Origin of the sequence: Streptomyces sp. NPDC008001 (genome assembly GCF_042958085.1) — a bacterium.
Lineage (GTDB): Bacteria > Actinomycetota > Actinomycetes > Streptomycetales > Streptomycetaceae > Streptomyces.
Genome location: NZ_JBIBIZ010000015.1, coordinates 42,271 through 67,491 on the forward strand (window position 1 = coordinate 42,271; position 25,221 = coordinate 67,491).

The following is a 25,221-nucleotide window of genomic DNA, read 5'->3' on the forward strand; positions in this document are numbered from 1 at the left end:
GCTAGGTAGCCGCTTCGGTGACGGGAGTGTTGTCGTCGAACTGGCGGGCGGCGTCGAGGTCGCTGCGGTGACGGGTGCGGTAGAAGTCCTGCAACCACCGGCGGCCGGTCCTTCGCCGGTCGCGGGGCCAGGCCCGCAGGTCAACGAGGAGGCGGGCCCAGTCGGGCGGGGCGTTCCGGCTGCACAGCTGCCGCACCGCGGCCGGCAGGTGACGATGCAGACCTGCTGTGCTCTGACGGGTGAGCTGGTTCAGCCGGGTCTCGGCCCCGCCTTCCCGGATCCCCTCACGCGGGCCCCGGGCCACTGCGAGGGCGAAGGCAATGCCAAGGCTGTCGCCGTAGAGCTCCTGGCGCTGCTTTGCCGTGGCTGCCGGTTCGTGTGCCTCTGCAGTTTCCGGGCCGTCGGCTGTGGCTGCAGCGCTGCTCTGTGATGCAGTGGCTTCTTCGTCCAGGGGTTGCGTCGCGTGCGGGTAGGCGGCGATCAGGGCCGCGATGGTGTAGAAGGCGCGCAGGGCATCGTCGTCGTTCATGACAGACGGTGGCAGCAAAGGGGCCACGACGCGGTGCATGCGCGGCACGTCGTCCAGGCCCTTGCCCAGTCCGCTGCGTAACGCCGCCCGCACTCCCCGATCCTGGGCACTGGCCCGCTGCACCGCCCGGACAAAGCCCCGGGCCTCTGTCAGCCAGGGCGACGGACGCTGCACCGCCGCTCCCGTGGGCTCTTGCCCGACCTCCATGGCCATCAGTGCTCCGTCCCGCCGACGTCGCCCGCCGGCATGCGCTTGGCTCGTGCAGACGCCTTCACACGTCCGCCGTACAACTCAATGCGGGCAGCCTCCACGGCCTTCACGCCCCGCATGCTGCTGCTCGCCCCCGCCGTGACCTCATCGAAGATGCCCTCGGCAAGCATCCGGAACGCCCGCCCGGCGCCATCAAACTCCCGCGCCTGCAGGCGCCTCCAGAACTCGTCCTCAGCAGCCGGCCAGTAACGTGCAGCTGCCTGAGCCGACCAGCCGCAGTCCTCGGCCTTCGCGGCGTTACTGAACGAAGCCCACGCTTGTTTCGTCGCGCGGCCCAGCCTGGTCCCGGCTCGTTCACCGGCCATCCGCAGCTGTCCCACCAGCCGGGCACGCTCCAGGTCCCGTTCCTGGGAGAACACCCCCACCACGGGCGGGGTGGAAGCGGACACCAGCTGCGCGTCCTTGGCCTGCCCCTCCTGGTGGATGCCCAGGGCCTGCACCCTCAGCGGCCGGTGCCCCGCCACCTCGGCGGCCGTGCGGAACACACGAGGCCGGGTGATCCTCATGCCGGGCGGCTCCTCCATGAGTAAGGCATCCAGATCCCGCCACAATGCCCGCTGAGAATCGGCATACCGGGCGTAGGCATTGCCGGCCTGGCTGACCTGCCAGATCAGGAAATCGTCGTCCCGCGGCATGCGCTGCCGAAACGCCCAGGTGATATACGCATCCACCACCGTCTCACCGGCGTCATCGGGGACGAGGAGGACAGCGTGCTGCGTGCGGGCAGTCAGCTTCGACAAGGGCCCGCTCACCACGTCCGTGATCGACAACGGATCCGGCAGCTGAGTGCTCTCCCACGGACATAAATCCCTCGAAAGATCACGGGAGTGCAAGGAGTCCGGCTCAGGCAACCCCGCCAGGAGCGTCTCGAAGAGCGTCTCACCCAGCGGGTGATACGACAGTGCCGTCCGCAGCGGCCCAGCCGTTGAATTCGCCTCCCGCACCCCTTGCACCGTGCGTGCAGAGCAGCGGCCCGAAGGACCGTAGTAGCGCCACACCAGAAGATGAAACAGCGCCTCCGCAGGACCAACCGGATCAGGCCGCGCATCGGCAGCATGCTCAAACCAGGAATGATTCGACCCCGACGGCCTGGTCGTCACCAGCTTGTTCACACCCGCACGGCGATCGCACTCGCCAGCCAGGCGAGGATCTTGCAGGAAAGGCCAGTCCCGGTCGAACAAACGAAAACGGTCCCGATATCTGCCGAAATAGTCATCTACCTGCTGCGCATCGAACCGGCCTTGATCGAGCACCGCAAAACGATCCTCGTGCCAGTCACCGGATGCGCCCCCGCGTGCACCGGAACCGTCAAGGCCGGTGACCCGAGCAGCTAAGGCATAAAGGACCCGGTACAGCGCCGATAACGCAGGAGGAAGAGGCACCGTCAAAGCACTGATCTCATGGGCACGTAAGAATAAATCCCGCAGCCCAACAGCCGCCGGACGGTCGTTGACAGCAGCACTCGAGGACCAGCGCACCGGAAAGACAGGCTTGACCAGCAGGTCAATTGGATCTGCAGCAGACATGCCACCTCACACACGAAGACAGGCTCACGCCCCACAGAAGAGGAGACCTGAGATCTCTGCAAGAACGAGCCGCGAAAGGAGCCCCCACGGGACCGCAGGCCGGCCAGCCGGGCCCGCACACACCGTTCATCAGTAGCCTCTTCGCGCGCGCTGCAGCGAGCGGAACAGGCTTTCCCGCATCCTAAGGAGAAGGACGGGCAGATGTCCTAGGAAATGGCGAAACCCAGATCAGAAAAGCTGATCACCTGGTCCCCGACCCGGCACGACCACAATGACTCCCCCACAGCACCCGCACCCCGCCGCATACGCAGCACCACCAACCCAGCCAGCACCGGCCACTCCCCCCACGCAGACGGCACATCCTGCACCTCCGACCGGCCAGCCAACCAGCGCCCCGGCACAGGCGCACTCTGCAACATCACCGCCCGCACCTCCTCCCTGGACAAAGAGCGGTCCGCCCCCGGCCATGCCACCCTCCCCCCGGCATCCAAACTCTCGCTGCCGTCAGGCTGCACAAAAGCACAGACCACCCGCGCTGAATCTGCGCCCAACCGCGTCGTCACCAACGCCTCGTCCACCAAACGGCCGCCCTCATTACTCAGCCGCGACAAATCGAACAGACCTTCCGGCGACGCAATCGCCGCCAACTGCGCCAGCACCTCCTCGGCCATCACCGCACCCTGCCGCTCGGCATCCAGCATCCGCAGCCGCTCCCGCTCAGCCGCGTCCTCCAAACCCTCCGCGAAACCCTCCGCATACACGCGGTCAACCAGCACCTGCACATCCCCCGGAACCGCCACCCCCTCATGCGCGTACTCATGAAGCAGCTCACTGGTACGCACCAAAAGAGAGCCGTCATACACACTCCCCCACGACACCGGCACCTCCACCCGGCCATCCCCGCCAACCGACTCAAGCACCACCAGCCGCGGCGCCTCCCCCACCCAGCCCGGCCGACCCCCCGCACCCACAGCCAGCCCCGTGCGGTCATGCCGCATACAACGCCCCGCCCGCTGCAACAACTGAGCCAACGGCGCCAGATCACTGACCACCAGGTCAAAATCCAGATCCAGCGACTGCTCCACCACCTGCGTAGCCACCAGCACCGAGCAGACAGGACGCCCGCTCCCACCGGACTCTTCACCACCAGGCTTACCGAAAGCACGCTCACACACCCGAGCAATCTCAGCACGCTGTGCCGCCGGATAACGCGCATGAAGCAACAAAAGACCCCCATCCCGCGCCGCCAGCTCCGGAACCCGCCCCTGCAAAAACCGGTACGTCTGCTGCGCCTCCGCCACCGTGGTGCAGCACACCAGAACACAGCCACCCCCGGCCACCGCAGGGGCGACAGCTTCCGCCAACGCCTCCCCACGACCCTGCACACCCGCCCCCAAACCCCCGGCCCCCGCGCCCTCCCAAGCCGCCGCAACAAGCTCCAGCCGAAGCCTCCGCGAACGATCGCTGCTCACCTGCCGCGGAGACGACACCTCACCCGAGGCCGCACTCACAAACAACCACCCCGGATACGCCGGCTCCACCGACGACGGATCCGGGTACCCACAACCGCGCCGGTATGCCTCCACCAACGCCGACGCCGTCCGCCCCGCCAGTGTCGCCGACAACAACACCACCGGCGCGCCCATGGCTCCCAGCCACTCCAGCAGCCGCACCAGCAGACTCTGCATCCACGGCCCATACGCGTGAGCCTCATCCACCACCAGAACCTTGTTCGACAGCCCCAGCAGCCGCAAAACGTTGTACCGCACCGGCAGCACACCCGTCAGCGCCTGATCGATCGTCCCCACGGACAAGGGAGCAAGCAGGCCCCGTTTCGCACTCCGCAACCAATGCCCGGCCGCCGTACTCGAACCCGTCTCCGACAGCACCCGACTCCCCCGGGCACTACCCGCGCCCGCCGACGTCGCGTACTCCTCACTCAGCCACGCCATGCTGTGCAGCAACGTCAAGGAACGCTCACCCTCCGCATTCCCCTCCACGAACTCACGCACCCGCACATACATCGCATCCGCCGTCGCCATCGTCGGCAACGCGAAATACACTCCCGACGCCCCCGACGCACGCGCCAATAGAGAGGCTGCGTGCAAGCCCGCCTCCGTCTTCCCGTCACCCGTGGGAGCCGTCACCACCAGCAGCCCCGGGCCTCCGGTCAGCAACCTCGGCAGACCCTCAATCAGCGAAGCCTGCAGAGCGTTAGCCGGAAAAGGAAACTGCTCGCTGAACCGGGCATCACGGAAACTACACACCCCAAGGCCAGCCTCCGCCACCACACGCCCGGCCCCCGCTACAGCACTCCGCCAATGTCCGCTCAGGCCGCTCTCATCCGCACGCCAGCCTTCCCTCGGCAAAGCGGCCTTCACCACATGCTCCTGACTCGCAAGCCAGTCAGCCACCACGATGAGGCCCAGCAACGGCACCGCAGCAGCCCCAGGCACCGGCCCCGGCAACACATCGCCCTCTTCCCCCACCAGACGACGAACTGCAGCCGCATGCGCCAACCGCTGCCGCCCCCACCCGTCCCCGCCCAGCCCCGGCGCCCATCCCAGCGGATCCCGCGCATGCCTCGGCTCCAACGGCCGGTAAAAACACCCATGATGACCCGCCAGCAGCTGAGCCACCTGATGCTGTGCAGAGCTGGTCACACGCCGACCCGACGGATACCCCCAGAGATCCAAAACCTCCGGCAAAACCCACTGCGCCGCAGCGTCATGCCGCAGCTTCCCCTCACTAGCGTCAAAACCACCCCGGTAAGCCGCCTCACCAGCAAGCTCTTGACGCGCCCCACTGACTAACCCTTGAAAACACGGCGTGATCTTCCCCAGATGATGCAGCCCGGCCCACGTACACAACAGACGCCGGCAAACCTCGACCGGAACCCCCACCAGCCCAGCCAGCCGCTCACGAGCCTGCGCAGTCAGCACCCCATCCCACAACGCACCCGCAACCGCCCCCGTATCCAACAGATGACAGATCAACGGATAGCGCGCTTGCCCCCCCAAACCCGCCGCTTTACCCCATAACCTCTGGTCAACAGACTCCAAGCCCACCAAACCTCCATGCCCCAGACCGCAGCTTCACACCGGCAGGCAAGGCATACCACCCCCCACTGACAATCGACGGCTGACCGCAGCCTGTACTGCAATCACTCTCACGACCGGGCTTTTCGCTGAAGGACCGGTTCACCTCCGCTCGCACGGAGAGGACTACGATGACACGACTAGGCGCGCCGTCGCGGCCGGCTCACCTCCGCTCGCGCAGAGAGGACTCCTCGAGGCCGCCCGCACCACGGCCGCCGGCCGGCTCGTCGACAGTGCACGGCTCACCTCCGCCTGCGCGGAGAGCACCGACAGGAAAGCGTCGATAATGCCCGCCATGCCGGCTCACCTCCGCATGCGCGGAGAGCACGTCGCCCAGTACGACGAGGATGCCGCGTACGATGGCTCACCTCCGCTCGCACGGAGAGGACTGCCTCCTCGACCGCCCCGCGGCGCTTCCGCACGGCTCACCTCCGCTCGCACGGAGAGGACAGGCCGTTGACGCCGGCGGCGCGGGGCTGAGCGGCTCACCTCCGCTCGCGCGGAGTGGACATGTCCGCGTAATTCACTCCAGCCCTTGAGACCGGCTCACCTCCGCTCGCGCCGAGAGGACAGCATCACCAGCAGTTCCCGGATGACCTCCGCCGGCTCACCTCTGCTCGCGCGGAGAGGACTCCTCGGCGATGGACCAGAGGCTGTCGCCCTCCGGCTCACCTCTGCTCGCGCGGAGAGGACCTGGCCACAAGGAGCAGGGCTGCTTGTCGGAGGCTCACCTCCGCCTGCGCGGAGAGCACGACCCCGCGCGGGCCCCGGAGAAAGCGGAAACCGGCTCACCTCCGCCTGCGCGGAGAGCACCCTTCGCAGTCTGGGTCGTTAGAAGGGCTTTGCCATTTCATGGCCTTCTTTCTCAGGCGCAGAGCCAAACGTGATGAGGGTGAGTCCGTCAAAGTCGACTGGTCGGCGGCCCGCAGCCTGTACTGCGAACACGCTATCCGCGAGGCCACTTGCGCGCGCACGGACCTACTCACAACCCGAGGTTTCGTTGCAGGGTTCACCTCCGCTCGCACGGAGAGGACCTCGCCTGGCTGATCGTGTTCGGCGCGGTCCTCGGCTCACCTCCGCTCGCACGGAGAGGACACCGAGGTCTACAGCAACGTCAGCGCAGGCGGCGGCTCACCTCCGCTTGCACGGAGAGGACCCCGCCATGGCCTTGAGCGCGGCCTTTTCCGCCGGCTCACCTCCACTCGCGCGGAGAGGACTATTTCAGGCCAGTTGGCGCGGAGAGGGTTACCGGCTCACCTCCGCTCGCGCGGAGAGGACCCTTCGCGGCCTGCGGCGTTTCGGGGGCTTTGCTTTTTCTTGAGGCAAGAAGCAATGGCTGTTGGTCATCACCGACAACGATCGACCCTCTTGATGTGGACACTGGTTCACCTTCGCTGGCCCGGAGAATACGCGGCCACGAAGTTAGCCCAATCCCGGCCAGCCAGCTCACCTCCGCCTGCGCCTGCGCCGAGAGCACGAGTACAAGGAGGCCAATGACCCCGTGCGCGCCGGTTCACCTCCGCCTGCGCGGAGAGCACGACGGCATCGACATGGGCCCGGTCGTTGGTCTCGGTTCACCTCCGCCTGCGCGGAGAGCACGCGGCAGCGGGCTCGGGGTCTTTCCCTGCCGCCGGTTCACCTCCGCCTGCGCGGAGAGCACGTTGTTCCCTTTGAGGCATGGTTCCACATGATCGGTTCACCTCCGCCTGCGCGGAGAGCACCATCTTTCTGACGGCCTGTGGGCGCACCCTGGCGGTTCACCTCCGCCTGCGCGGAGAGCACCCTTCGCGACCTGGGCCGTTAGAAGGGCTTTGCCATTTCATGGCCTTCTTTCTCAGGCGCAGAGCCAAACGTGATGAGGGTGAGTCCGTCGAAGTCGACTGGTCGGCGGCCCGCAGCCTGTACTGCGATCACGCTATCCAAGAGGCCACTTGCGCGCGCACGGACCCACTCACAACCCGACGTTTCGTTGCAGGGTTCACCTCCGCTCGCACGGAGAGGACAGGGGAGCCCGGGTCTTGTCGCCGCCCTCGGACGGCTCACCTCCGCTCCCGCGGAGAGGATCTTTGCGACCTGCAACGTTGAGGACACTTTGCTTTTTCTTGAGACAAGGAGCAATAACTGGCGTTCATAAGAGGCCATTTCAGTTGGTGAGCTTGCGGTGGCATAGGAGTGTCGCGGCGATGGCAGTGGAGGCGAGGAAGTGTTCCGGCTTTCGCTCGTAGCGGCGGTGGAGGCGTCGGCAGCCGGACAGCCAGGAGACGGTTCGTTCCACGACCCAGCGGTGCCGGCCCAGTCGTTGGGAGGACTCGATGCCCTTGCGGGCGATGCGGTGTCGGATGCCGCGGGAGGACAGCCACCGTCGTAGGTGCTGGCAGTCGTAGCCCTTGTCTCCGTGCAGCTTTCCGGGCCGGCGGCGTCGGGGGCCGTGACGTGAGCGGATCGGTGGGATGCCTCGGACCAGTGGGACGAGGGCCTGGCTGTCGTGGAGGTTCGCAGCGGAGATGCCGATCGACAGGGGCAGACCGCGGCGGTCAACGATGAGATGGATTTTCGATCCGGCTTTGCCACGGTCGGTCGGGTTCGGTCCCGTCAGCTGCCCCCTTTGAGGGCCCGGACGCTGACGGAGTCGATCGCGCATCGCGACCAGTCCAGCTCGCCGCGGGAACCGAGTTCGTCCAGGACCAGGCGGTGAAGCTTGCCCCATACCCTGACCCCGGTCCATTCGGTGAACCGGCGGAAGGCAGTCACTCCCGACAGCCCGAAGCCTGGTGGCAGCTGGTTCCAGGTACATCCCGAGGTGGCCACGAAGATGATCGCGGCCAGCACCTCACGGTTCCCTCTCCGGCGAGCTCCTCCGCCCTGCGGGCGTTCTGGTGCCGGCGGTACCACCCGCTGGAACAGCTCCCACAGATCTTCCGGCGCCATCCGTTCGACAAGCGCAGCAGTCATCACCCCAGACTGTCGCAAGATCACGCCAACTGAAATGGCGTCTAACTATAAGGTTGTCTTTCCATAGCATGGCGGTAGTTGACGTCCGGAGCCGACCAGAGGCCTGGCAACAGCATGTATGACCACGTCGCGCGACGTGTCGGGAGGGCTGGACAGATACGGCGCGTAGCGACGAACGTGGTCAGCCGCCGCCACGGTGCAGCACAGCCTCCTCGACGCGGTCCGCAGCCTGCTCGCGCAGCTGCTCCACCCAGGCGGTCAGCAGGTGCTCGGCCGTACGGGCCGGCGCGGCCTCGGCGGCGTTCGTCGCGGCGGCAACCGCGTCCGTGCCGGTCGGGTTCGCCGAGAACCAGCGGCGGCCCTGCTCGGTCGCATAGCCCCAGCGCGCCTCGTCCTCGGCTTCCCCGGTGCAGCCCAGCATCGCCAGGGCGCGGCGGCGGGGTGCTACCTGCTGGACGGTCTGCAGGGCTCCAAAGGCGAGCGCGGTCTGGGCCGCCGCCGGGTCGGCGGCCAGGTCGGCCGGGTCCATCATCCGCAGGAACTCCTCGCGGGCGGCGGCGACGTCGGCCGCGCCCTCCAGGCCCACCGAGAAGGCCGTCGCGAGCAGGCAGGCCTGCTCGATCAGGGCCTCGGTCTGGCGCCGGTAGCCGCATGCCTCGCACAGCCCCGCCACCTGCACCTGGCCGGCATCCTCGTAGGGCAGAGCCTGCCGGACCGTCTCCGTGGCCGCCGCACGCTCCCGCTCGGCGGTCACTTACGCTTCGGCCTCGTCCCGCGCGGCCGCCTGGTGGGCCTCCCGCTCAAGGGCCTCAACGCAGCGGCGCACGAAGTCGGTCGCTTCGGCAGCGGCAGTTCGCGAAGGCGATCCTCAATGCCACGGCGACGCGCGTCCTCGCCGAGGCCCGGCAGCTGCTCGTCGACCTCCGCCGCGAGCTTCGCCCGCAACGTACGCCGCATGTGGACCGCTTTGGCGCGGTTGTCGCGGCGCAGGGTCGTTAAGGCGCCCACCGCCGAAAGCTTCAGGCGATCTGGTCCGGGGTTGTTGGGTTGAAGACGAAGGGAGTAATCGCTGCAGCGGTGAGTGGGGAGGACAAGTACCCTCCGAAGGTGTGGAAGTCGATACGGCCGATCGGGGTGTCGGCGTGCTGGTCAACGGGGAATCGGTCGCCGAGCCGACGGGGAATCGCCACTAGGCGCTGTTTCTCGGATCTCCTGACATGAGTGGGGTGTTGGGGTCAGGGTGGTCGTATGGGCCGTGGGGATCTGACGAATGCGGAGTGGGATCGGCTGGAGTCGTTCTTACCTCCTGGTGGTGCGCGTGGGGGCCGGTGGAGCGATCACCGTCGGGTGATCAACGGGGTTCTCTACCGGGTGAGGACTGGTGTGCAGTGGCGGGACCTGCCGGAGCGGTTCGGGCCGTGGGAAACGGTCTATAAACGACATCGCCGCTGGTCGGCAGATGGAACGTGGAAGATGCTGCTCTCCCGGATTCAGGCAGCCGAGGATGCCGCGGGTCGCATTGACTGGGACGTGTCGGTGGATTCGACAGCGGTGCGGGCTCACCAGCACGCCGGCGGCGCGAGGAAGACGCCGGTGGCCGCGGCTCCTCAAAAAGGGGCCGGCCGGGGGACGAACCAGGTCGATCCGGTGCTGCGGAAACTGGCCCTCCGGCTGGAGGAGGTGGTCAGATCGGCGAGTGTCTGGGACGTTCCCGCGGAGGATTCACCACCAAGATCCACCTCGCCGCGGACGGACGATGCCGGCCCCTCACCCTGGCGCTGACACCCGGACACTACGGTGACGGCCCCCAGCTCGAGCGCGTGCTGGAGCAGATCCGCGTGCCGCGAGCAGGAGCCGGACGGCCCCGCACCCGGCCCGACCACGTCCCGGCGGATAAGGCCTACACGTCCCGGAGGAACCGCCGCTACCTGCGACGACGCGGAATCCGGCACACCATCCCCGAACGTCTCGACCAGCGCAGACACCGGCAGAACCGAGGATCCCGAGGCGGCCGGCCCACCGGTTTCGACCGCGAGCGTTACAGGAAACGCAACACCGTCGAACGCGCTATCAACCGCCTCAAAGGCTTCCGCGCCGTCGCTACCCGCTACGAGAAACGCGCCTACATCTACCTCGGCACCGTCACCCTCGCAGCCCTCGCCATCTGGCTCCGGACATGATCCGAGAAACAGTGCCTAGCCGGTCATTGGGGTTGAGGGTGATGCGGCACTGGATGAAGCTGCCGTCGTCTCCGCCGCCACCTCCCCCACCGCCGCCTCCGCCACCGCCTCCGCCCCCATCGCCGCCGTCACCGCCGCCTCCGCCATCGCCCCATAAAGAGACGGTGACCGTCTTCCAGTGCAGATACTTGTTCGACGCCGGGAAGAGGATGGAGTTCTTGAACTTGACCTCCTTAGGAGGCTGGGCTTTGGCCTCGGCCGGCGGAGAGGCCGCGACGCCGCTTGTCAGCAGGCCCCCGGCCAAGAGGGCGGTGGCCATCAGCAACGTGGTGGACCGGTTTCTGCCCAACCCCATCGCGCGAGCGGACTCGCTGTCCAGCTTCTCTCGTCTCCTTCGACGTCTGGAGGACCGTTCAGCGGCGGCTGAACGGCCGTCGGCCCGACGGAGGGCGCGCGGGCTCCCCTTGCCAGTTCCCGCACGCGGCAAGGACCCCCTGGTGAGCACCGAAGGCGGCCATGGAGGAGGCGGGGTAAAGCACCCGGAAACTGGCGCAGCGGCCAAGGTGGCGTCTCAGGAAAGGGTGGTCGCATGCGCCCGTGCAGGGGCACCAACGCCAGCTTCCATCCGGGCTTCAGCGGAAGATGCGGCACAGACGGATCGAACACCGCCGGCAGCGGCGGGACCGGCGGAAACGGGGGCGTGCTTCCGGATGCCCGACCGGCGACAGTGGTCGAGGAGGGAAGAGTGCAGGCCGCTCCAATACCGGTTCGTACCCTGCCCAAAGTAGCTGGAACAGGCTCGACGACTGCGTGATCGTGAACTACACCCGCAACGCCGGCTCCCCCCTGACGCCGGGGAATCGGAGGAGGGCCGCCTGCAGTAGCCCTCCGCGATCTCGCCGCCTACCTGCTCCATCACCAGCCGGTCGGCGAGGTCATGACCGTCAGGCCGCTCCGGGCGCAGCGTCCCGTCGTCGGCCCGGGTGGCAGCGGTCAGGTGGCTGCAGCGTTCCGCGTTGGGTGAAGCGACGCCGGTGGCAAAGTTGTCAGCGACGGCAACGACCTGCGCGCCCTGGCCCCCGGGGCACATAGCGCCTGCTGCAAGCAGCGGCGGCCTGCCCTCCATGGCCCGGCCCCGCTGGACGGCGCCGCTGTCGCCGATCTCAGGCCCGATGGCTCGGTGTGGTGGTGGGGGCCGGCACGCCGGGCTTCAGGTTCTGCCATTTTGCTGACGTCCGCAGCTGGAGGTCCGGGACGAGGGCCGGGCCGCGGTGCGCTCGGTGGTGCGGGCAGCGGATCTGACGTTGGGTGTTGTGCATCGGTCCCTGCCGGGACGAGCCCGCGGGGTGGTGGTCTCGAGCAGGCGAGTGCTGTGCTTCCATCGCCGTCTCTCCGCGCTGCCAACACCGCGAGGTCTTTACCTCGCTTCAACTCCGCACGTCTGCCGGACCATCCGCACGACCATCCCTGCATCCCTATGTGTTTCTCGTGCCGCCGAGGTGCGTGACTGGTTCCGCCCACGCGATGTCGTCCACCGCCGGCCCCGGGTCACCGGCCAGCGTCGCCGGAGTCATTCCGGTGAAGGCCATAACTTCCCGGTGCAGATGGGACTGGTCGACGTAACCGCATTCCGCCGCGACCCGGACGGCGTTGTCGCCTGCGGCCAAGCGGTGGGCGGCATGTCTGAAACGGACCAGCGTCGCAGCGCGCTTGGGAGGAAGTCCGATCTGCGACCGGAAACGGGACCACAGGAGCCTGCGGCTCCACCCGACCTCGTCCGCCAGATCCTCGATCCTGACCCGGCCTCGGCTGATGACGATCCGGTCCCAGACCCGGGCCACCTCCGGGTCCACCAGCGGCCCCGTCTCCCGGTGGCGGGCGAGCAAGGAGTCCGTCAACGCGAAACGGTCCTCCCACGACGCGGCGTCGGCCAGTTGCTCCCGGATCCGTGACAGGTCCCGGCCCCACAGGTCATCGAGGGCGACCACGGTGCGGCCCAGCTCCGCCGGGCAGACGCCCAGCACGGCGTAAGCGACCACTGGGGAAAGGCGCACCTCCACGCACGTGACGTTTTCACCCCGCATGCGAACCGCACCGGGTGCCAGCCCGGCGACGAGACTTCCGCGCTGCTGCCGGCCGGTGGCGTCGCCCACGACGAACAGGCCGTCGCCGAACTCCACAACCAGCGTGACGGCCGGGTGCGGGACCAGCGGCACGTCGACCGGGCCCACGCTGGAGTCGCGGAATCCGGCCAGGCTGACGCCGGCTGTCCGGCTGGGCAATGACGGTCTCGCGACGTCCCACCTGGCCACCGTCTCACGCTCGCGCACGGAGGATCGCATCTCCCCATGTTATGAGGAGATCGGGCGGAACATTTGTCCAAGACACCGGCGCGCACTGGCGGCGACAGTGGGTTCATGAACCGCATCATCATCGATAACGCCTTTCAGGCGCTTGCCAGTTACGACCCGGAACGGATCTCTGCGGTCCTCACCGAGGACGCCGAATGGCTGTCGCCCCCGGGGAACGCCGTCGCCGTCGCGCTCGGGGCAACCCACCACATGGTGGGCAGGAAGGCGATCGTGCACTTCTTCGCCCAGGACTTCCCCCGCTTGTTCGCGCGTGACGTCACCGTCACGTTCCACAGCTTCCATGCCGACGGCGAGGGGGCGGTAGTGGAGTCCACCCTGACGGCGACGCTCGCCGACGGCAAGCACTACAGCAACGACTACTGCTTCGTCTTCGAACTCCGGGACGGGCTGATCCACCGGGTCCGGGAGTACGTGGACACAGCCCGCGGTCTCCGCATGATCCTGGGCGAAGTTCCGCAGCAGTCATCCCCGATCCGGCCGTGAACCGGTCAGCCCGACGGACAACAGACCTGGGCCACTGAACCTGCGTCGGCGCTCCTGGCGCACGTCCAGCACGCCGCTCACCATCGACGACCACAACGCTGAGGGATCACTGACGGCCAGGCATCTCCCCGATCAGGGGCTGATCGTCAGCGGACGGAGCGTCCATGGCAGCGCTGCACCAACTCAGCGGGTACCGGCTTGCCCGTCCCGCACTGCGAGCATGTGCGGCATTCCTCGTGGCGGTGGAACACGGCGATGAGCACAGGGAGCTGTCGCCGCACGTCCTCGTGGGCGCGCCCGGCGCGCTGTCGTGCTTCGGGATATCGAAGTCCACCGCTCACCGCAGGTTCCTGATCTGGTGGCGGGCCGGGGTGTGGGGACGGCTGCTCGAGGCGGTCCTGCACCATCTGGATGACGCCGGCCTGGACGACGACATGCTCCACACCATGCTCTGCCGGAGGGCGAACGGCGAGTCCGTCGAACAGATCCCGCCCGACCTGATCATCCCACCGGTAAGCGCAAGGGACAGAACCCCACGGTGGCCAGCATCGACCGGGCGCTCGCCGGCCACGCCAAACGCGAGGCATACCCCGAAGCCGCCGAACAAGTGCACGCCGACTTCACCGTCCTCCAGGCCGGCGAAGTCCCCGGACCTCGCCTCGCCCTCTCTGAACGGGCGTCACTCTGACTGCACAGAGCTACTTGTTCCCTACCTTCTTTGGTGTAGCTCAGGCCATTCGTAGGGTCTCAGTGCCCAGGGGTGCCGGGTGTGGCTTCTACTTGTCTGCCGAACTGGGGGTGGGCTGTAGGCCGTCGTCACTTGTGGTCGCGCAGGAAGGCGGGGATCTCGCCGCGGGTGGGGCAGTTCGGCAACGGTGCCGGCATGTCTTGAAGGAATGCGCTGATGACGGCGACGGCCTGGGTGTTGTTGTCGTCGAGGCCGTTCCACATGTGGTGTCCGACTCCGGGCATGTACTGCGTGCGCTGGATGGCGGGATCGTTGGCGAGGACGGCGGTCGCCCATTGACGGACCTGAGAGGAGCACTCGGCGACCATCAGCATCGCGGGGGTCCGGGAGTGACTCAGGGGCGGGGCGATGGAGGGTGAGTTCTTGATCGTTTCCTGGACGCGGAGGCTGGCGGCGGCGCTGAAGGAGAAGTTGTCTTCCGTGTCCTCGACAGGGATGCGGTGCGCGTCGCGCGCGCAGTAGGCGGATGCGGTGTCGCTGCCGAGATCGGCGGCGGTGAACGTGTTGACGCCCTCCGCCTGTCCGATCAGCCCGGTGTCGGGGGTGAGGAGCCCGAGTCGCATGAGGCCGAATGCGACTGCGTACCGGGGAGTGTGTGTCGACCGCGCTCCCTTCGTGGCCGGCGCGAGGCCGCGCGCGGATGCTCGGCCCTTGTGCCCGGTGATGTGTGCGGTGGGGCCGTCCATGGGGCCGGGCTCGGCGATGATCGCCCGGTGCAGACGTGCGGCAACGCGCGGGGTGGCGAGGGCTTGCGTGAGCACGACGCCGCCTCCGGAGAACCCGAGGATGTCGACCTTGCCCTTGCCCAGGCGATCGACGAAAGCGGCGAGATCGCCGACCGACCGGGAAATCGTGTACTGGCCCATGGGAAGCAGGTCGCTTCGTCCTCCGCCGGCCTGCTCGTAGGCGTAGACGTCGTAGCCCTGTCGCGCCAGGAGCTGCAGGAACCGGTGGTCCAGGAGCGAGATGCTGCGGATGGGTCCGCCGTGGAGGTACACGAACGGAACGTGGTGTCGGGTGCCGGTGGTCGCGGGCGGGTAGTGGTACACCGCGATCCGGCTGCCTGTGGCCAGTTTCCAGTGCTGTGTGGCCACGAACGGCAGGTCGGGCGGGTACCGCCGGGCCGCGGGCGCGGTCGGGATGCACACCGACGCGGTCAGTGCCGCCGCGACGAGAACCGGCAGCAAAGGCACGAGCCGGGACGGCCAGGTTCGGCTCCGGCCAAGCCACAGTGCGGCGGCGGTCGCGACGACCAGGGTTGTCAACCACGCAAGGAGCCCCGCGCGCGCCCCGTCCGTGAGGACGATGAGCGCCAGGAAAAGGACGACCAGCACCACGATGCCGGCCAGGGCGAGCAGCAGGCGACGGGCCAAGCGGACAACACGCATCACGGACGGCGGCACAAGGATCCCCCACAGTTTCAGGACGCTGTTTCGGAACAGCGTTATAAAACGACGTTATCAGAGGAACTAAGCTGGTCGTCATGGGCAGACCGAGAACGAACGACGAGACCGTCAAGGAGCGGCTCGTGGCGTGCGCAACAGAGATGCTCGCCACGCGCCCCCAGGAGTCGGTCACACTGCGCGCCCTGGCCACCGCCGCCGGGACGTCGACAACGGCCGTGTACTCCTTGTTCGGCGGCAAGAACGGGCTGATCGGCGAGGTACGCAACCGAGCCGTCGTCGGCCTCTTCCGGGAAGTGTCGGCAGTGCCGACCTCCGAAGACCCCCTTGCCGACCTCTACGCCTTGGCCGCCGCATACCGTCGATGGGGACGCGACAACAGCCACCTCTACACAGTGCTGTTCGGCGGAGTGCAATCCTTCGACCCATCGGGCCCAGTCGGCACCAGCGACCCCATTGGGCCGCTCCTCACGGCGATCGACCGCGCCTTGGCGAAGTCCGTCCTCGCCGGCGACGCGACGCTCATCGCCCTCTCGATCTGGGTAACCCTCCACGGGCTGGTCACTCTCGAACTGGCCGGAGCCCTCGACGCCGCCCGGGCCGAAGCCACCTTCCGGTCGACGATGCCCGCGACACTGCGCGGCTGGACCACCCCCGAGGTATTCCGCAGCCTCCGACACGCCGACTGACCGGGAAGCACGGCCCAGCCGGCCGCGGCGCGGCCCTGCTCGCCTTCCTCGCCGCCATGGCGGATGAATGCCCGTCGGAGCAATGCAGTGCGACAGGTGCGGACACTGCCGTCAGCATCATGAAACGGATCCAAGCCTGTTGCACAAGCCGGAGGTGGCCCGGATCAGACCATGGTCAATGAGGCAATATGCGCTGCTCTACCCGCATTCAGCGTAGAACGAGCGAGCTCACACTCCTGAGTAGAACCGGCACGCCACAGGCCGCCCGGCCATTGTGCGACAGGCTTTGGGAAAGCCTGCATCACTGGCCGCACCCGCCGGCTTCGCCGCTTCCGCTGCGCGTGCCCTGAATCGGGCCGGACCGATTACGCGCCAGGCTGGACAAGGTCCGTGCGACAAGGAGTCCGGTTCTCGCGCGAACCGCGCCTACCTGCATCGGCAGCGGTAGCCCCACGCTGGGAAAGCGCTTCCCCTGCCCAGCGACAACAATCCGCTTCCGGCCACGTGGCCGAGAGCGGGGCAGGCGGTGTGGCGCTGGGCCACCACCCAGGCTGAACACGTCCTGGCCACCGGTGACCTTGCGACGATCTTGCGCTTCTACCGCGCGATCCTGCAGAAGCCATTCCCACGGGATGCCCATGTAGAGGACGAACAGGATGCCGTACAGCCCCTCCCGGTCCTCCAGCACCGACTTGCGGCCGGGGCGCCGACGCCCGGCAGGCGGGTCCGGCAGCAACGGCTCGACCCCCGACCACAACTCATCGTCAACCCTTCGAACCATTCAGCAGGACAATGTGCCCCTTGTACGCCTCCTGACCCTGCGTCATGATCACCCAATTGGTGTCCTTCGTCCCCCAGGCGGGTGCGGAGTGACACAACTCCCACCTGGGCGCCTGCGTTTACGCCGGCGCCCAGGCCCCTGTTGACGAGAAATGAGGGGCGGTATGCCCAACTCAGGCAGAGTGAAGAAGAGACCCGGCGGGCGACGACAACTACGGCGTGATTGCCTCATCGCGTTCGTCCTGTCGATGGCGTTGCTGGTGGTCGGGTCCGCGGAGACCGCTTTGGGGCAAGGACGCACCGCGGCGTCCGCGGCCGGGTGTGGCGCGCATGCCACGTCGTTCGCCATCGAGCAGGGCGCGCCCGTGACGCTCCGGATGGGGTGTGCCGGCGACTCCGGCAACCTTCGGCCGCTGGCGAAGAACGACGATGACCTGGTCATGGCGCTCGACTTCCATGTGCCCGCCGAAGGCCGGCAGGGGCTGGAGCAGACCATGACGAACTGGGTCGACTCCATTCGCGCCGACAAGAGCGCGGGCCTGACCCTGAGTGCGTCACTGGACAAGCGGTTCCGCGAGCACAGTGTGGGCATCTCGCCGCCGGCGACCGGAGGCCCCGGCTTCGACGGGCGGGTGTACCCCATCGAAGACAGCCTGGTGCTCGTGGTGGACACGGCAGAGGTCGGTACCACAGCGAACTATTGGCAGAAGTGGATCGCGGGTGGTGTCGCCCTTGGCGTCACCATCGTCTCCGGAGCCGTGTGCCTGCTGGCGTTCAACGTGGGGGCACCCGCGGCGGCTCCGGTGTGCGGGGCCGTGAGCGGGGCGCTGGGGTCGCTCGTCGGCGAGCTGATGAACGCCTCCTTCGACAACCGTTCGCTGGGCGACGCCGATGTGTGGGCAGAGGCCCTGGCCGTCGCAATGTGGGGCGGGGTCAGCGGCGCCATGGGCGGGAAGCTAGTGGAATGGGCCGCCTCGGGCAGCACCTCCGTCATCGCGAACGCCCAGCAGAGCCTGCGCGGTTTCGTGGCCAAGCTTGGCGCCATGGGGAACGTCCTGAAGTTCATGGCCGACACACTTGAGGGCATGGGACCGAATCTGTACGCGTCCCTGCAACGCCTGTCCCGCGGTGTCGGACAGTCCAAGGTGCCACTGAAGGTGATGGTGGTGGGCGATTCGATGAGCCAGGGCTACGAAGGTGACTGGACCTGGCGTTACCGCCTGTGGGAATGGTTCAAGAAGGAGAAGATCGACGTCGATTTCGTCGGCCCGTACCAGGGAACCCGTCCTCAGGACTCTCCCAAGCCCCCGCCCGTGCCGCGGTTGCAGGGGGAAGCCCCGCCACAGGACCAGAACGCTCCCGTCACCTCCGGCGCGTATGCCGCAGGGGTGTCGAAGGACTTCGACCCCGACCACTTCTCGGTCTGGGGCCGGCAGGCGGCGCAGGACAAAAAGCTGATCGCCGAGCAGGTGACGAAGTACCAGCCCGACCTGCTCCTGGTCGGGCTCGGCTTCAATGACATGGGCTGGTTCGTCAGCGGCCCGGAAGGCACGCTGGACAGCATGCGGACGCTGGTCGACCAGGCCCGCTCCGTCAAACCGGACCTCGACTTCGCCGTGGCCAACGTTCCCCAGCGGACGTTCATCGGTGGCCGGGACGACCTGCCCGTCAACACCACGAAGTACAACAGCATGCTCGCGGAAGCAGTCCCGTCGTGGAACACCGGCAAGTCCCGCGTGGCCCTGGTCGACTGGGCCGGCAACTACAGTTGCGGCAGGGGGAGCTGCCCCGTCGCCTACGACGGGCTGCACCCCAACGCCATAGGCGAGTACCAGATCGCCCAGGCATACGTGCGCACCCTGCACAACAGCTACGGTCTCGGCAGCGGGCCCATCGACATCCCCTCGCACTTCCCGGACCGGCCGACGCTCGCGCCGGGCACGATCTGGATCGACTCCGGCCCGAGCGGAATCACCCTGAACTGGAAGCCGGTCTTCGGCGCCCGTGGATACACCGTCCGGCACCGGATCAAGGGCACCGGCACCTGGACCGAGACACCGGTCAAAGCGGCCCGCTTCGACACCACCTGGACCCTCGACGGCTGGGAATGGGAATATCAGGTCCGTACCGACAACGGCGAGGACGGAAAGTCCGGGTGGTCCGAAACGCTCACTGACGTCGCCCACCCCAAAACCGCCGCGGCCCCCAAGGGAATCGTCACCCGGGCCACCGCCACCGGTGTCGACGTGTCCTGGGACGCGGCGACCGGCCCGTACACCGACACGATCGACCGGTACGAGATCATCACCTGGGACCGGGACACCCCCGGCGCCTTCATCAACAGCGTCGCTGTCAGGGGCAAGTCGGCACACATCGACGGACTGAAGCCCGGCCACCGCCACCTCGTCGCGGTCGTCACCTGGAACGCCGCCGGCGGCGGCATGCCGGGCGTCGCCCGGTCCGTCACCGTCGGGGGCGGCACACCGCCGGCACCCACCGGCCTGAAGGTCACCTCCACCGACGCCACCACCGTCCAGCTGTCATGGAACGGCTCCGACCAGGCCGCCGGCTACCGCATCTGGGTCCGTAACGTCAACGACGGCAGCGCATCCAAGGCCGACGAGACCATCGTCAACGAAACCAGCCGGGGCATCGCCTACCTCTTCCCCGGCGTCTGGAACTACGAATTCTGCGTCACCGCCATCAACGGCGAAGCGGAATCCGGCAAATCCAACTGCGTGATCGCACCACGTCCGTCGGCCAAAGCCTCGACGCCGGTCCCGACAGACGCGAAGAAGGGCGCACCGCTCTCCGCCCTGATCCGGGCTCCGCGCGCACCGGCCGGGTTGGCCGGGGAGCAGGGGCCGGCATTCCAGTGAGGGGGCGGTGGGTGAACGCCTCGCCGCCTCCTCACTCGGCGTGGCACACATCCGAGACGCCCGAGATGCCGCTCCGGAATGAACGTCTCGTCCCAGAGGCTTCGGGCTACCCGAGAGTTGCGAGGCAGAGGCCGCGGCGGGCGCGTCGCTGCTGTGATGCTGGCCATCATGACCGGCTAGACGCTGGTCACCGTCCCGAACGTGGTCTGGACGTGGCGCGCGGCTGATCGCATGGGTTACGCCGCCGCCGTCAAGCGCCGCGACAAGCCGGCCGCCCGCCGGGCACGCATGACCGGCCGTTGACCCCCGCACCACACACGAATCCCCCGGCGCCTCGTTGGCACCGGGGGATTCGTCGTGTCCTGCCGTCCGGCCCGACTCGCTCGACGGTTCCTCGTGCGTAGGCGGGCTGGCGATGGCGTGGCACCCGATGCGAAGGGCGGCTTGCATCCGGTCGCGTGAAGTCAGCCGGTTTCGTCAGGGACCGGATAGTGGATGACGACCGCGCCGCCGGTGGCGTAGTTGGCGACATCGGCGGTCACCTGTTGGCCTTGCGGCGACGCCCGGGCAGCGGTCATAGCCCCGGCGTCAGCGAACTCGGCTTCGAAGACCGCGAAGTACGGCGTCTCCCCCTGCGTCGCCGCCACGTCGAAGCTGTAGCGCCAGGCGAGCAGGCCGGGCAGGCGCGTGACCAGTGGAAGGTGGTTGGTCACGTAGTAGTCGCGGAAATGATCGGGATCGGCGGGCTTCGGATACAGAACCACGAGCTTGTGCATGACAATCTCCGTCCAGTGGCGAGAGATCGTAACACCTGCAGATCCCAAGGCCACGAGTGGAATGGGTGCAATGGGTGTAATGGGTGCAAGTAGATCCTGATCAAGGAAGGCGCAGGCTGTAAGGGTGCCGATTCCGCGCAGCGCGCAAGAGATCGAAGCCGATCTCGTCCGCCGCATCGCTGCCGGGGAATCACCTATGGAACATCGATATCCGGCCCGTCGGGGGAACCGAGGTTACCTTCCGTCGTTGGCCTGATCACGGCGGCGACTCATCCGCGGGCTTGCGACGTGCGCGAGCTCCGCCAAGTGGGTCGGCAACCCCCTCGTCGCTCCCGAAGGTTGCGTGGAGGCCCTGATCTTGGGCAGGGCGCGCATCGCCGACGTCCTGCGGCGTTGAAGGAAGGTATGGGACCGGAACACGCCAGAAATGTGCCGTAGTGACCGGTAAGCGCTGGTCAGCGGGTGGCCGGGCTTCGACTGACCAGATCCTCCGTCACGGGCAGGCACTCGGCGAGCAGGTCGACGATGTCGCGCCAGGCTCGCTGCGCGTGCCGTGGGTGGTAGCCGACGCCGGGGACCACGGCGTGGTCGACCGGCGGGTGGTGGAAGGCGTGCAAGGCGCCGCCGTAGACCACGAGGCGCCAGTCGACGCCTGCCGCCTGCATCTCGGCGGTGAAAGCGTTCCGTTGCGCGGGTGGCATGATCGGGTCTTCCGACCCGACCCCGGCCCACACCGGGCAGCGAATACGCGCCGCCTCGCCCGGTCGGCCCGTGGTCAGTGCGTTGACTGTCCCGATCGCGCGCAGGTTGACGCCGTCGCGCCCGAGTTCCAGCCCGACGGCGCCCCCGGTGCCGTAGCCGACGGCGGCGATCCGGTCAGGGTCGGTCCGCGGTTCGGCGCGCAACACGTCGAGCGCCGCATGACCGATGCCCCGCATCCGGTCGGGGTTGGCGAGCAGCGGCACGCAACGGGCCAGCATCTCCTCGGGGTCACCCAAATAGCGTCCGCCGTGAAGGTCGAAGGCCAGCACTACGTATCCCAGCTCGGCGAGAGCATCGGCCCGGCGGCGCTCGACGTCGCTGAGCCCCATGCCCTCCGGCCCGAGCAGCACTGCGGGCTGGCGGTCGACTCCGGCCGGAAGTGCGAGGTGCCCGATCATCGTCAGACCGTCGGCCGGGTACTCGACCGTGCGCGTTGTGATCGTCGTCATGAGACTGGACTGTAGTGATCGTCGAGCCCGGTCGGGCGGGTGTTCTGCCGCTGGCAGAACAGCACGGGTGCCCCTCTGAAATACGGGACGAGCCCGGCGCTCAGGCCTTCAAGACCATCCCGTTGCCCCTCTGGCGCATATCTCGGTCACACACCTAGTCCGGCCCAGCGGGTTGACCACGAACCCGCGGGCCCAACCGCCAGAATCAGGAGATCCACCCGTGGGTTCGCGGTGAACAACCTTCAGTTTCGTGGAGTACCTGGACGGGCAGCTCGGCATCAAGGATGCCTCGTGCGTGAAGCGGTACCCCGAGCGGCGCAGGACGCCGTACGAGCACGCGGAGGAGATCCAAGAGCGGTTGAAGTACCGCGACTTCACCGACCGGCGGTGGGGGCGGTAGTTCCGCGGGTTCCTGTACGGGCGGGCGTGGACGCACGCCGAGGAGCCGGTGGCTCTGTTCAACCACGCGGTGACGTGGCTGCGGAAGAGCCGGGTGCTGCTGCCCGGGGTGTCGGCTCTCGCGCGGCAGGTGCGGGAGGCCCGTACGGCGGCCGAGCGGCGCCTGTACGAGGCGGTGTCCCACGCCGCGCACCGATCCCGCGCTCGCGCCGACGCTGGCGGAGCTGCTGGCGGTGCCGGAGGGCAAACGCGTGTCGGAGCTGCTGACGGCGGTGGTGCGCCAGCTGGAGGCGCAGGCGGCCGACGACGCGCTGGACCTGTTCGCGGTGCTGATGGTGAACCGGCTGATCAGCCCCGCGCGGCCGGGCTCGGAGCGGGAGCAGTTGGCGAAGCTGCCGCAGTTGGAGAAGGCGGTGCGCATCCTGGCGAAGGCGTCGAAGATCCTCACCCAGGAGCTGGACCTGGTCGCCGAGCACGACGCGGACCTGGACGTCGCCGCACTGTGGGCGGCGGTGGAGGAGGCCGTGCCGCGCACGGCGGTGGCCGTGGGCGTGGCGACGGTGAAGGCCTTGGTGCCGGAGGACGAGTCCGCCGAGGCGGCGATGCGCGAGAAGCTCGGCCTGCGCTGCAGCCCCGTGCGCCCGTTCCTGTCCTTGCCGGGTGAATCGGAGGCGCTGGACGCGGCCCCCGCCGGACGGCGCATCCTCAAGGCGGTGCGCCGCCTGCCCGCGCTCTCGCGTCGGCGGGTCAGGGACCGGCCGCTGCTGCCCCTTGAGGTCGACGCCGATCTGGTGTCCGCGATGTGGCGCCGTGCGGTGTTCTCAGGCGCCAAGCTGCCCCAGGGCGCGGCGTAGCCCGGTGCCGAAGCACAGGAACGGAAGTGAACTCCTCCCACTCGTCCGGCGAGGGAAAGTCAGGTGGGAGTCGAGGCGCCGTCGCCTTCTTCTTGTGGTCCGAGTGGGCCGAGCCGGTGGTCGAGCGCGGCCCCGACCGCGGGGCAGTTCTGGCGGATGATGCCGAGGAAGGCGTTCAGTGCCGGGGAGCGGTCCCGGGCGTGGAAGGACAGGACCATATCGGGCAGAGGTGTGTGCGGGGTCACCTCGCAGAACCACGTGCCCCGGCGTGGGGCCGTCAGCATGCGAGAGGGCCCCAGTCCGACGCCCACCCCACAGGCGGCGAGGCCGATGATGGTGTGGATGTCCCTCGCGACGGTCGCGCCGGAGAGCGCCGGGGAGTCCTTACCCAGCAGGGTCCGCAAGCCGGTGACAACGGCAGGCTCGTCCTCAGCCGGCGCCACGATCAGCGGCTGCCGCCGCAACTGGTCCACGTCCACCGACGACTGCCCCGCGTACGGATGCTTGCTGCTCACGACCGCGACCAGGTGGTCCTGTCCGATCGGGACCGATACCAACTGCTCGGCCCCGACTCCTCGTGGACGGCCGAGGCCGATCGCCACGTCAAGTTCGCCGGCGACGAGCGCGGCCGTGCTGCGGTTGGTCGCCATCTCGTGCAGTTCCAGCCGCACGTCGGGCCGTTCGCGGCCGAACCGGCCGAGGACGTCCGGCAGGGGTTCAAGCAGTGCCGAGGCGATGAACCCCAGGCGCAGCCGTCCCGTCTCGCCGCGCGCTGCCCTGGCCGCGTCGACCGAGGCCGCCGTGATCTCGTCGAGCGCCCTGCGGGCCCGGAGGAGGAAGGCCGCACCCGCAGCTGTCGGGAACACCCCCTGGCGGGTGCGGTCGAACAAGCGGGCGCCCACTTCTCGTTCGAGGTCGGCGATCTGCTTGGACAGCGGAGGCTGTGCGATGCCCAGCGCACCGGCCGCCCGGCCGAAGTGTGCGTGCTCGGCGAGGGTCAGTGCGTATCGCAGGTGCCGCGCCTCCATCTCAGCCTCCGATTCATATCTCACATGTATCGCACGCCAGCTTGTCAGATCTTTTGATGGATGCTCGGGGTCGGGTCGCGTGGAATGCGGTCATGACTGCTTTTTCCTCCACAGACACCGTCTTCGTCTTCGTGCACGGGGCCTGGCACGGCTCCGGGCAATGGGCGGCGACGCAGCGCGCACTCGCCGCACTCGGTGCCGCGAGCATCGCCATCGACCTGCCGGGGCACGGCTTCGACGCGCCACTGCCCAGCGGATACCTCCAGCCGGGCCAGCCGGGCCTGCTGACGGAGAAGTCCGCGCTCGCCACCGTGACGATGGACGACAACGCCCAGGCCGTGCTGGACACGTTGCGCCAGGCCCGCCACCACCGTCGTGTCGTGCTCGTCGCGCACAGCGCGGGCGGCGGCCCCGCGTCACTTGCCGCCGAGCGCGCACCCGAACTCGTCGACGAGATCGTCTACCTCTCAGCCTTCGTACCCGCCGGACGGCCCCGGTTCTCCGACTACATCGGCTCGACCGAGAACGCCACGGCACGGGGCCAGAGTCTGAACCTCGGCGACCCCGGGGAACTGGGCGCCGTGCGGATCAACCCGCTCTCGCAGGACCCCGCCTACATCGAGGAACTGCGGCAGACTCACTACCACGACACCCCCCTGGACCGCTTCGACCGCTGGCGCTCGGCACTGAGCACCGATCTGCCTCTGGCGATCCTCACCACCCCGGTCATCGTGACCCCGGGCCGGTGGGGGCGTATCCCGCGGACCTTCCTGCGCTGCGCGGACGACCGGGCACTGCCGACGGCCGTGCAGGATCTGATGATCGCGGAAGCCGACCGGACCATGCCCGGCAACCCGTTCACCGTGCGCACTCTCCCGGGCAGCCACAGCCCGTTCGCCGCCCGGCCCCATGAGCTCGCCGCGGCGCTGCTGCCGTGAGCAGCGGACGCCTAGTAGTGCTTTGTTAGGTGGTGTCGTAGGGCTGCCAGGGTGTGGGCTGGTGGCAGGTCGGGCAGGTAGCGATCCAGGTCGCGAGTAGGTGTTG

17 protein-coding genes, 2 pseudogenes and 1 CRISPR repeat array are annotated in these 25,221 nt (G+C 68.1%); of the genes and pseudogenes, 8 read left to right on the forward strand and 11 right to left on the reverse strand.

Annotated features, from left to right (window positions below):
- Position 1 precedes the first annotated feature (1 nt).
- From casB to ACFZCD_RS32085, 5 genes are all read right to left on the reverse strand, one after another.
- The gene (gene casB, locus ACFZCD_RS32065) at positions 2-742 is read right to left on the reverse strand and encodes a type I-E CRISPR-associated protein Cse2/CasB (protein WP_391836578.1); all 741 of its coding nucleotides are present in this window, start codon (positions 740-742) and stop codon (positions 2-4) included.
- Complete coding sequence (casA, locus tag ACFZCD_RS32070; protein WP_391836579.1) at positions 742-2,325, reverse strand: type I-E CRISPR-associated protein Cse1/CasA; 1,584 nt, start codon at positions 2,323-2,325, stop codon at positions 742-744. Before casA ends, casB begins: the two co-directional genes overlap by 1 nt.
- 206 nt (positions 2,326-2,531) lie before the next feature.
- Complete coding sequence (gene cas3 / locus ACFZCD_RS32075; RefSeq protein ID WP_391836580.1) at positions 2,532-5,393, reverse strand: CRISPR-associated helicase Cas3'; 2,862 nt, start codon at positions 5,391-5,393, stop codon at positions 2,532-2,534.
- Positions 5,394-6,865: 1,472 nt separating this feature from the next.
- A CRISPR array of direct repeats spans positions 6,866-7,205; the repeat unit is 29 nt; unit sequence CGGTTCACCTCCGCCTGCGCGGAGAGCAC.
- A gap of 361 nt (positions 7,206-7,566) precedes the next feature.
- A protein-coding gene (locus ACFZCD_RS32080) for an IS5 family transposase (protein ID WP_391836581.1) occupies positions 7,567-8,375 on the reverse strand; the annotation gives its coding sequence in 2 pieces (ribosomal slippage) (positions 7,567-8,025 and positions 8,028-8,375; 807 coding nt in all).
- A gap of 181 nt (positions 8,376-8,556) precedes the next feature.
- The gene (locus ACFZCD_RS32085) at positions 8,557-9,129 is read right to left on the reverse strand and encodes a hypothetical protein (protein ID WP_391836582.1); all 573 of its coding nucleotides are present in this window, start codon (positions 9,127-9,129) and stop codon (positions 8,557-8,559) included.
- A 494-nt stretch (positions 9,130-9,623) separates the two neighbouring features.
- Here ACFZCD_RS32085 and ACFZCD_RS32090 point away from each other — a divergent pair.
- A protein-coding gene (locus ACFZCD_RS32090) for an IS5 family transposase (protein ID WP_391836583.1) occupies positions 9,624-10,555 on the forward strand; the annotation gives its coding sequence in 2 pieces (ribosomal slippage) (positions 9,624-10,013 and positions 10,016-10,555; 930 coding nt in all).
- Between the two features lie 1,475 nt (positions 10,556-12,030).
- Here ACFZCD_RS32090 and ACFZCD_RS32095 read toward each other — a convergent pair.
- Positions 12,031-12,897: a helix-turn-helix domain-containing protein gene (locus ACFZCD_RS32095; protein WP_391836584.1), complete on the reverse strand. Its 867-nt coding sequence runs from the start codon at positions 12,895-12,897 to the stop codon at positions 12,031-12,033.
- A gap of 75 nt (positions 12,898-12,972) precedes the next feature.
- On the opposite strand from ACFZCD_RS32095, the gene ACFZCD_RS32100 reads away from it, so the two are divergent.
- The 3 genes and pseudogenes from ACFZCD_RS32100 (at position 12,973) to ACFZCD_RS32110 (ending at position 14,098) form a co-directional block, all read left to right on the forward strand.
- Entirely contained in the window at positions 12,973-13,410 is a 438-nt protein-coding gene (locus ACFZCD_RS32100) for a nuclear transport factor 2 family protein (RefSeq protein ID WP_391836585.1), read from the forward strand.
- Positions 13,411-13,721: 311 nt separating this feature from the next.
- Positions 13,722-13,835, forward strand: a pseudogene (locus ACFZCD_RS32105) (IS5/IS1182 family transposase); the annotation flags it as partial.
- A 113-nt stretch (positions 13,836-13,948) separates the two neighbouring features.
- Positions 13,949-14,098: a hypothetical protein gene (locus tag ACFZCD_RS32110; protein ID WP_391836594.1), complete on the forward strand. Its 150-nt coding sequence runs from the start codon at positions 13,949-13,951 to the stop codon at positions 14,096-14,098.
- Between the two features lie 128 nt (positions 14,099-14,226).
- Here the strand turns inward: ACFZCD_RS32110 and ACFZCD_RS32115 are convergent, their stop codons facing one another.
- Positions 14,227-15,531, reverse strand: a complete 1,305-nt coding sequence (locus ACFZCD_RS32115) for an alpha/beta hydrolase (RefSeq protein WP_391836586.1) — start codon at positions 15,529-15,531, stop codon at positions 14,227-14,229.
- A 110-nt stretch (positions 15,532-15,641) separates the two neighbouring features.
- On the opposite strand from ACFZCD_RS32115, the gene ACFZCD_RS32120 reads away from it, so the two are divergent.
- Entirely contained in the window at positions 15,642-16,250 is a 609-nt protein-coding gene (locus ACFZCD_RS32120; RefSeq protein ID WP_391836587.1) for a TetR/AcrR family transcriptional regulator, read from the forward strand.
- Between the two features lie 301 nt (positions 16,251-16,551).
- On the opposite strand, the gene ACFZCD_RS32125 is transcribed toward ACFZCD_RS32120, so the two are convergent.
- Positions 16,552-17,031: a transposase gene (locus ACFZCD_RS32125; RefSeq protein WP_391836588.1), complete on the reverse strand. Its 480-nt coding sequence runs from the start codon at positions 17,029-17,031 to the stop codon at positions 16,552-16,554.
- Between the two features lie 247 nt (positions 17,032-17,278).
- On the opposite strand from ACFZCD_RS32125, the gene ACFZCD_RS32130 reads away from it, so the two are divergent.
- Complete coding sequence (locus tag ACFZCD_RS32130) at positions 17,279-19,909, forward strand: fibronectin type III domain-containing protein (protein WP_391836589.1); 2,631 nt, start codon at positions 17,279-17,281, stop codon at positions 19,907-19,909.
- Between the two features lie 464 nt (positions 19,910-20,373).
- Here ACFZCD_RS32130 and ACFZCD_RS32135 read toward each other — a convergent pair whose 3' ends face one another.
- Together ACFZCD_RS32135 and ACFZCD_RS32140 are read right to left on the reverse strand one after the other, a co-directional pair.
- Positions 20,374-20,685 (reverse strand): EthD family reductase, encoded by a 312-nt coding sequence (locus ACFZCD_RS32135; protein ID WP_391836590.1) that lies wholly within the window; start codon positions 20,683-20,685, stop codon positions 20,374-20,376.
- Between the two features lie 455 nt (positions 20,686-21,140).
- Positions 21,141-21,896, reverse strand: a complete 756-nt coding sequence (locus ACFZCD_RS32140; RefSeq protein ID WP_391836591.1) for a dienelactone hydrolase family protein — start codon at positions 21,894-21,896, stop codon at positions 21,141-21,143.
- 250 nt (positions 21,897-22,146) lie between these two features.
- Between ACFZCD_RS32140 and ACFZCD_RS32145 the strand changes: the two are divergent.
- Positions 22,147-23,143 (forward strand): annotated as a pseudogene (locus ACFZCD_RS32145) (DUF4158 domain-containing protein); the annotation flags it as partial.
- A 65-nt stretch (positions 23,144-23,208) separates the two neighbouring features.
- Here the strand turns inward: ACFZCD_RS32145 and ACFZCD_RS32150 are convergent.
- A complete protein-coding gene (locus ACFZCD_RS32150; protein ID WP_391836592.1) occupies positions 23,209-24,177 on the reverse strand; it encodes a LysR family transcriptional regulator in 969 nt (322 codons plus the stop codon).
- A 92-nt stretch (positions 24,178-24,269) separates the two neighbouring features.
- On the opposite strand from ACFZCD_RS32150, the gene ACFZCD_RS32155 reads away from it, so the two are divergent.
- Positions 24,270-25,115, forward strand: coding sequence for an alpha/beta hydrolase (locus ACFZCD_RS32155; RefSeq protein WP_391836593.1), 846 nt, complete (start codon positions 24,270-24,272; stop codon positions 25,113-25,115).
- Positions 25,116-25,221 lie beyond the last annotated feature (106 nt).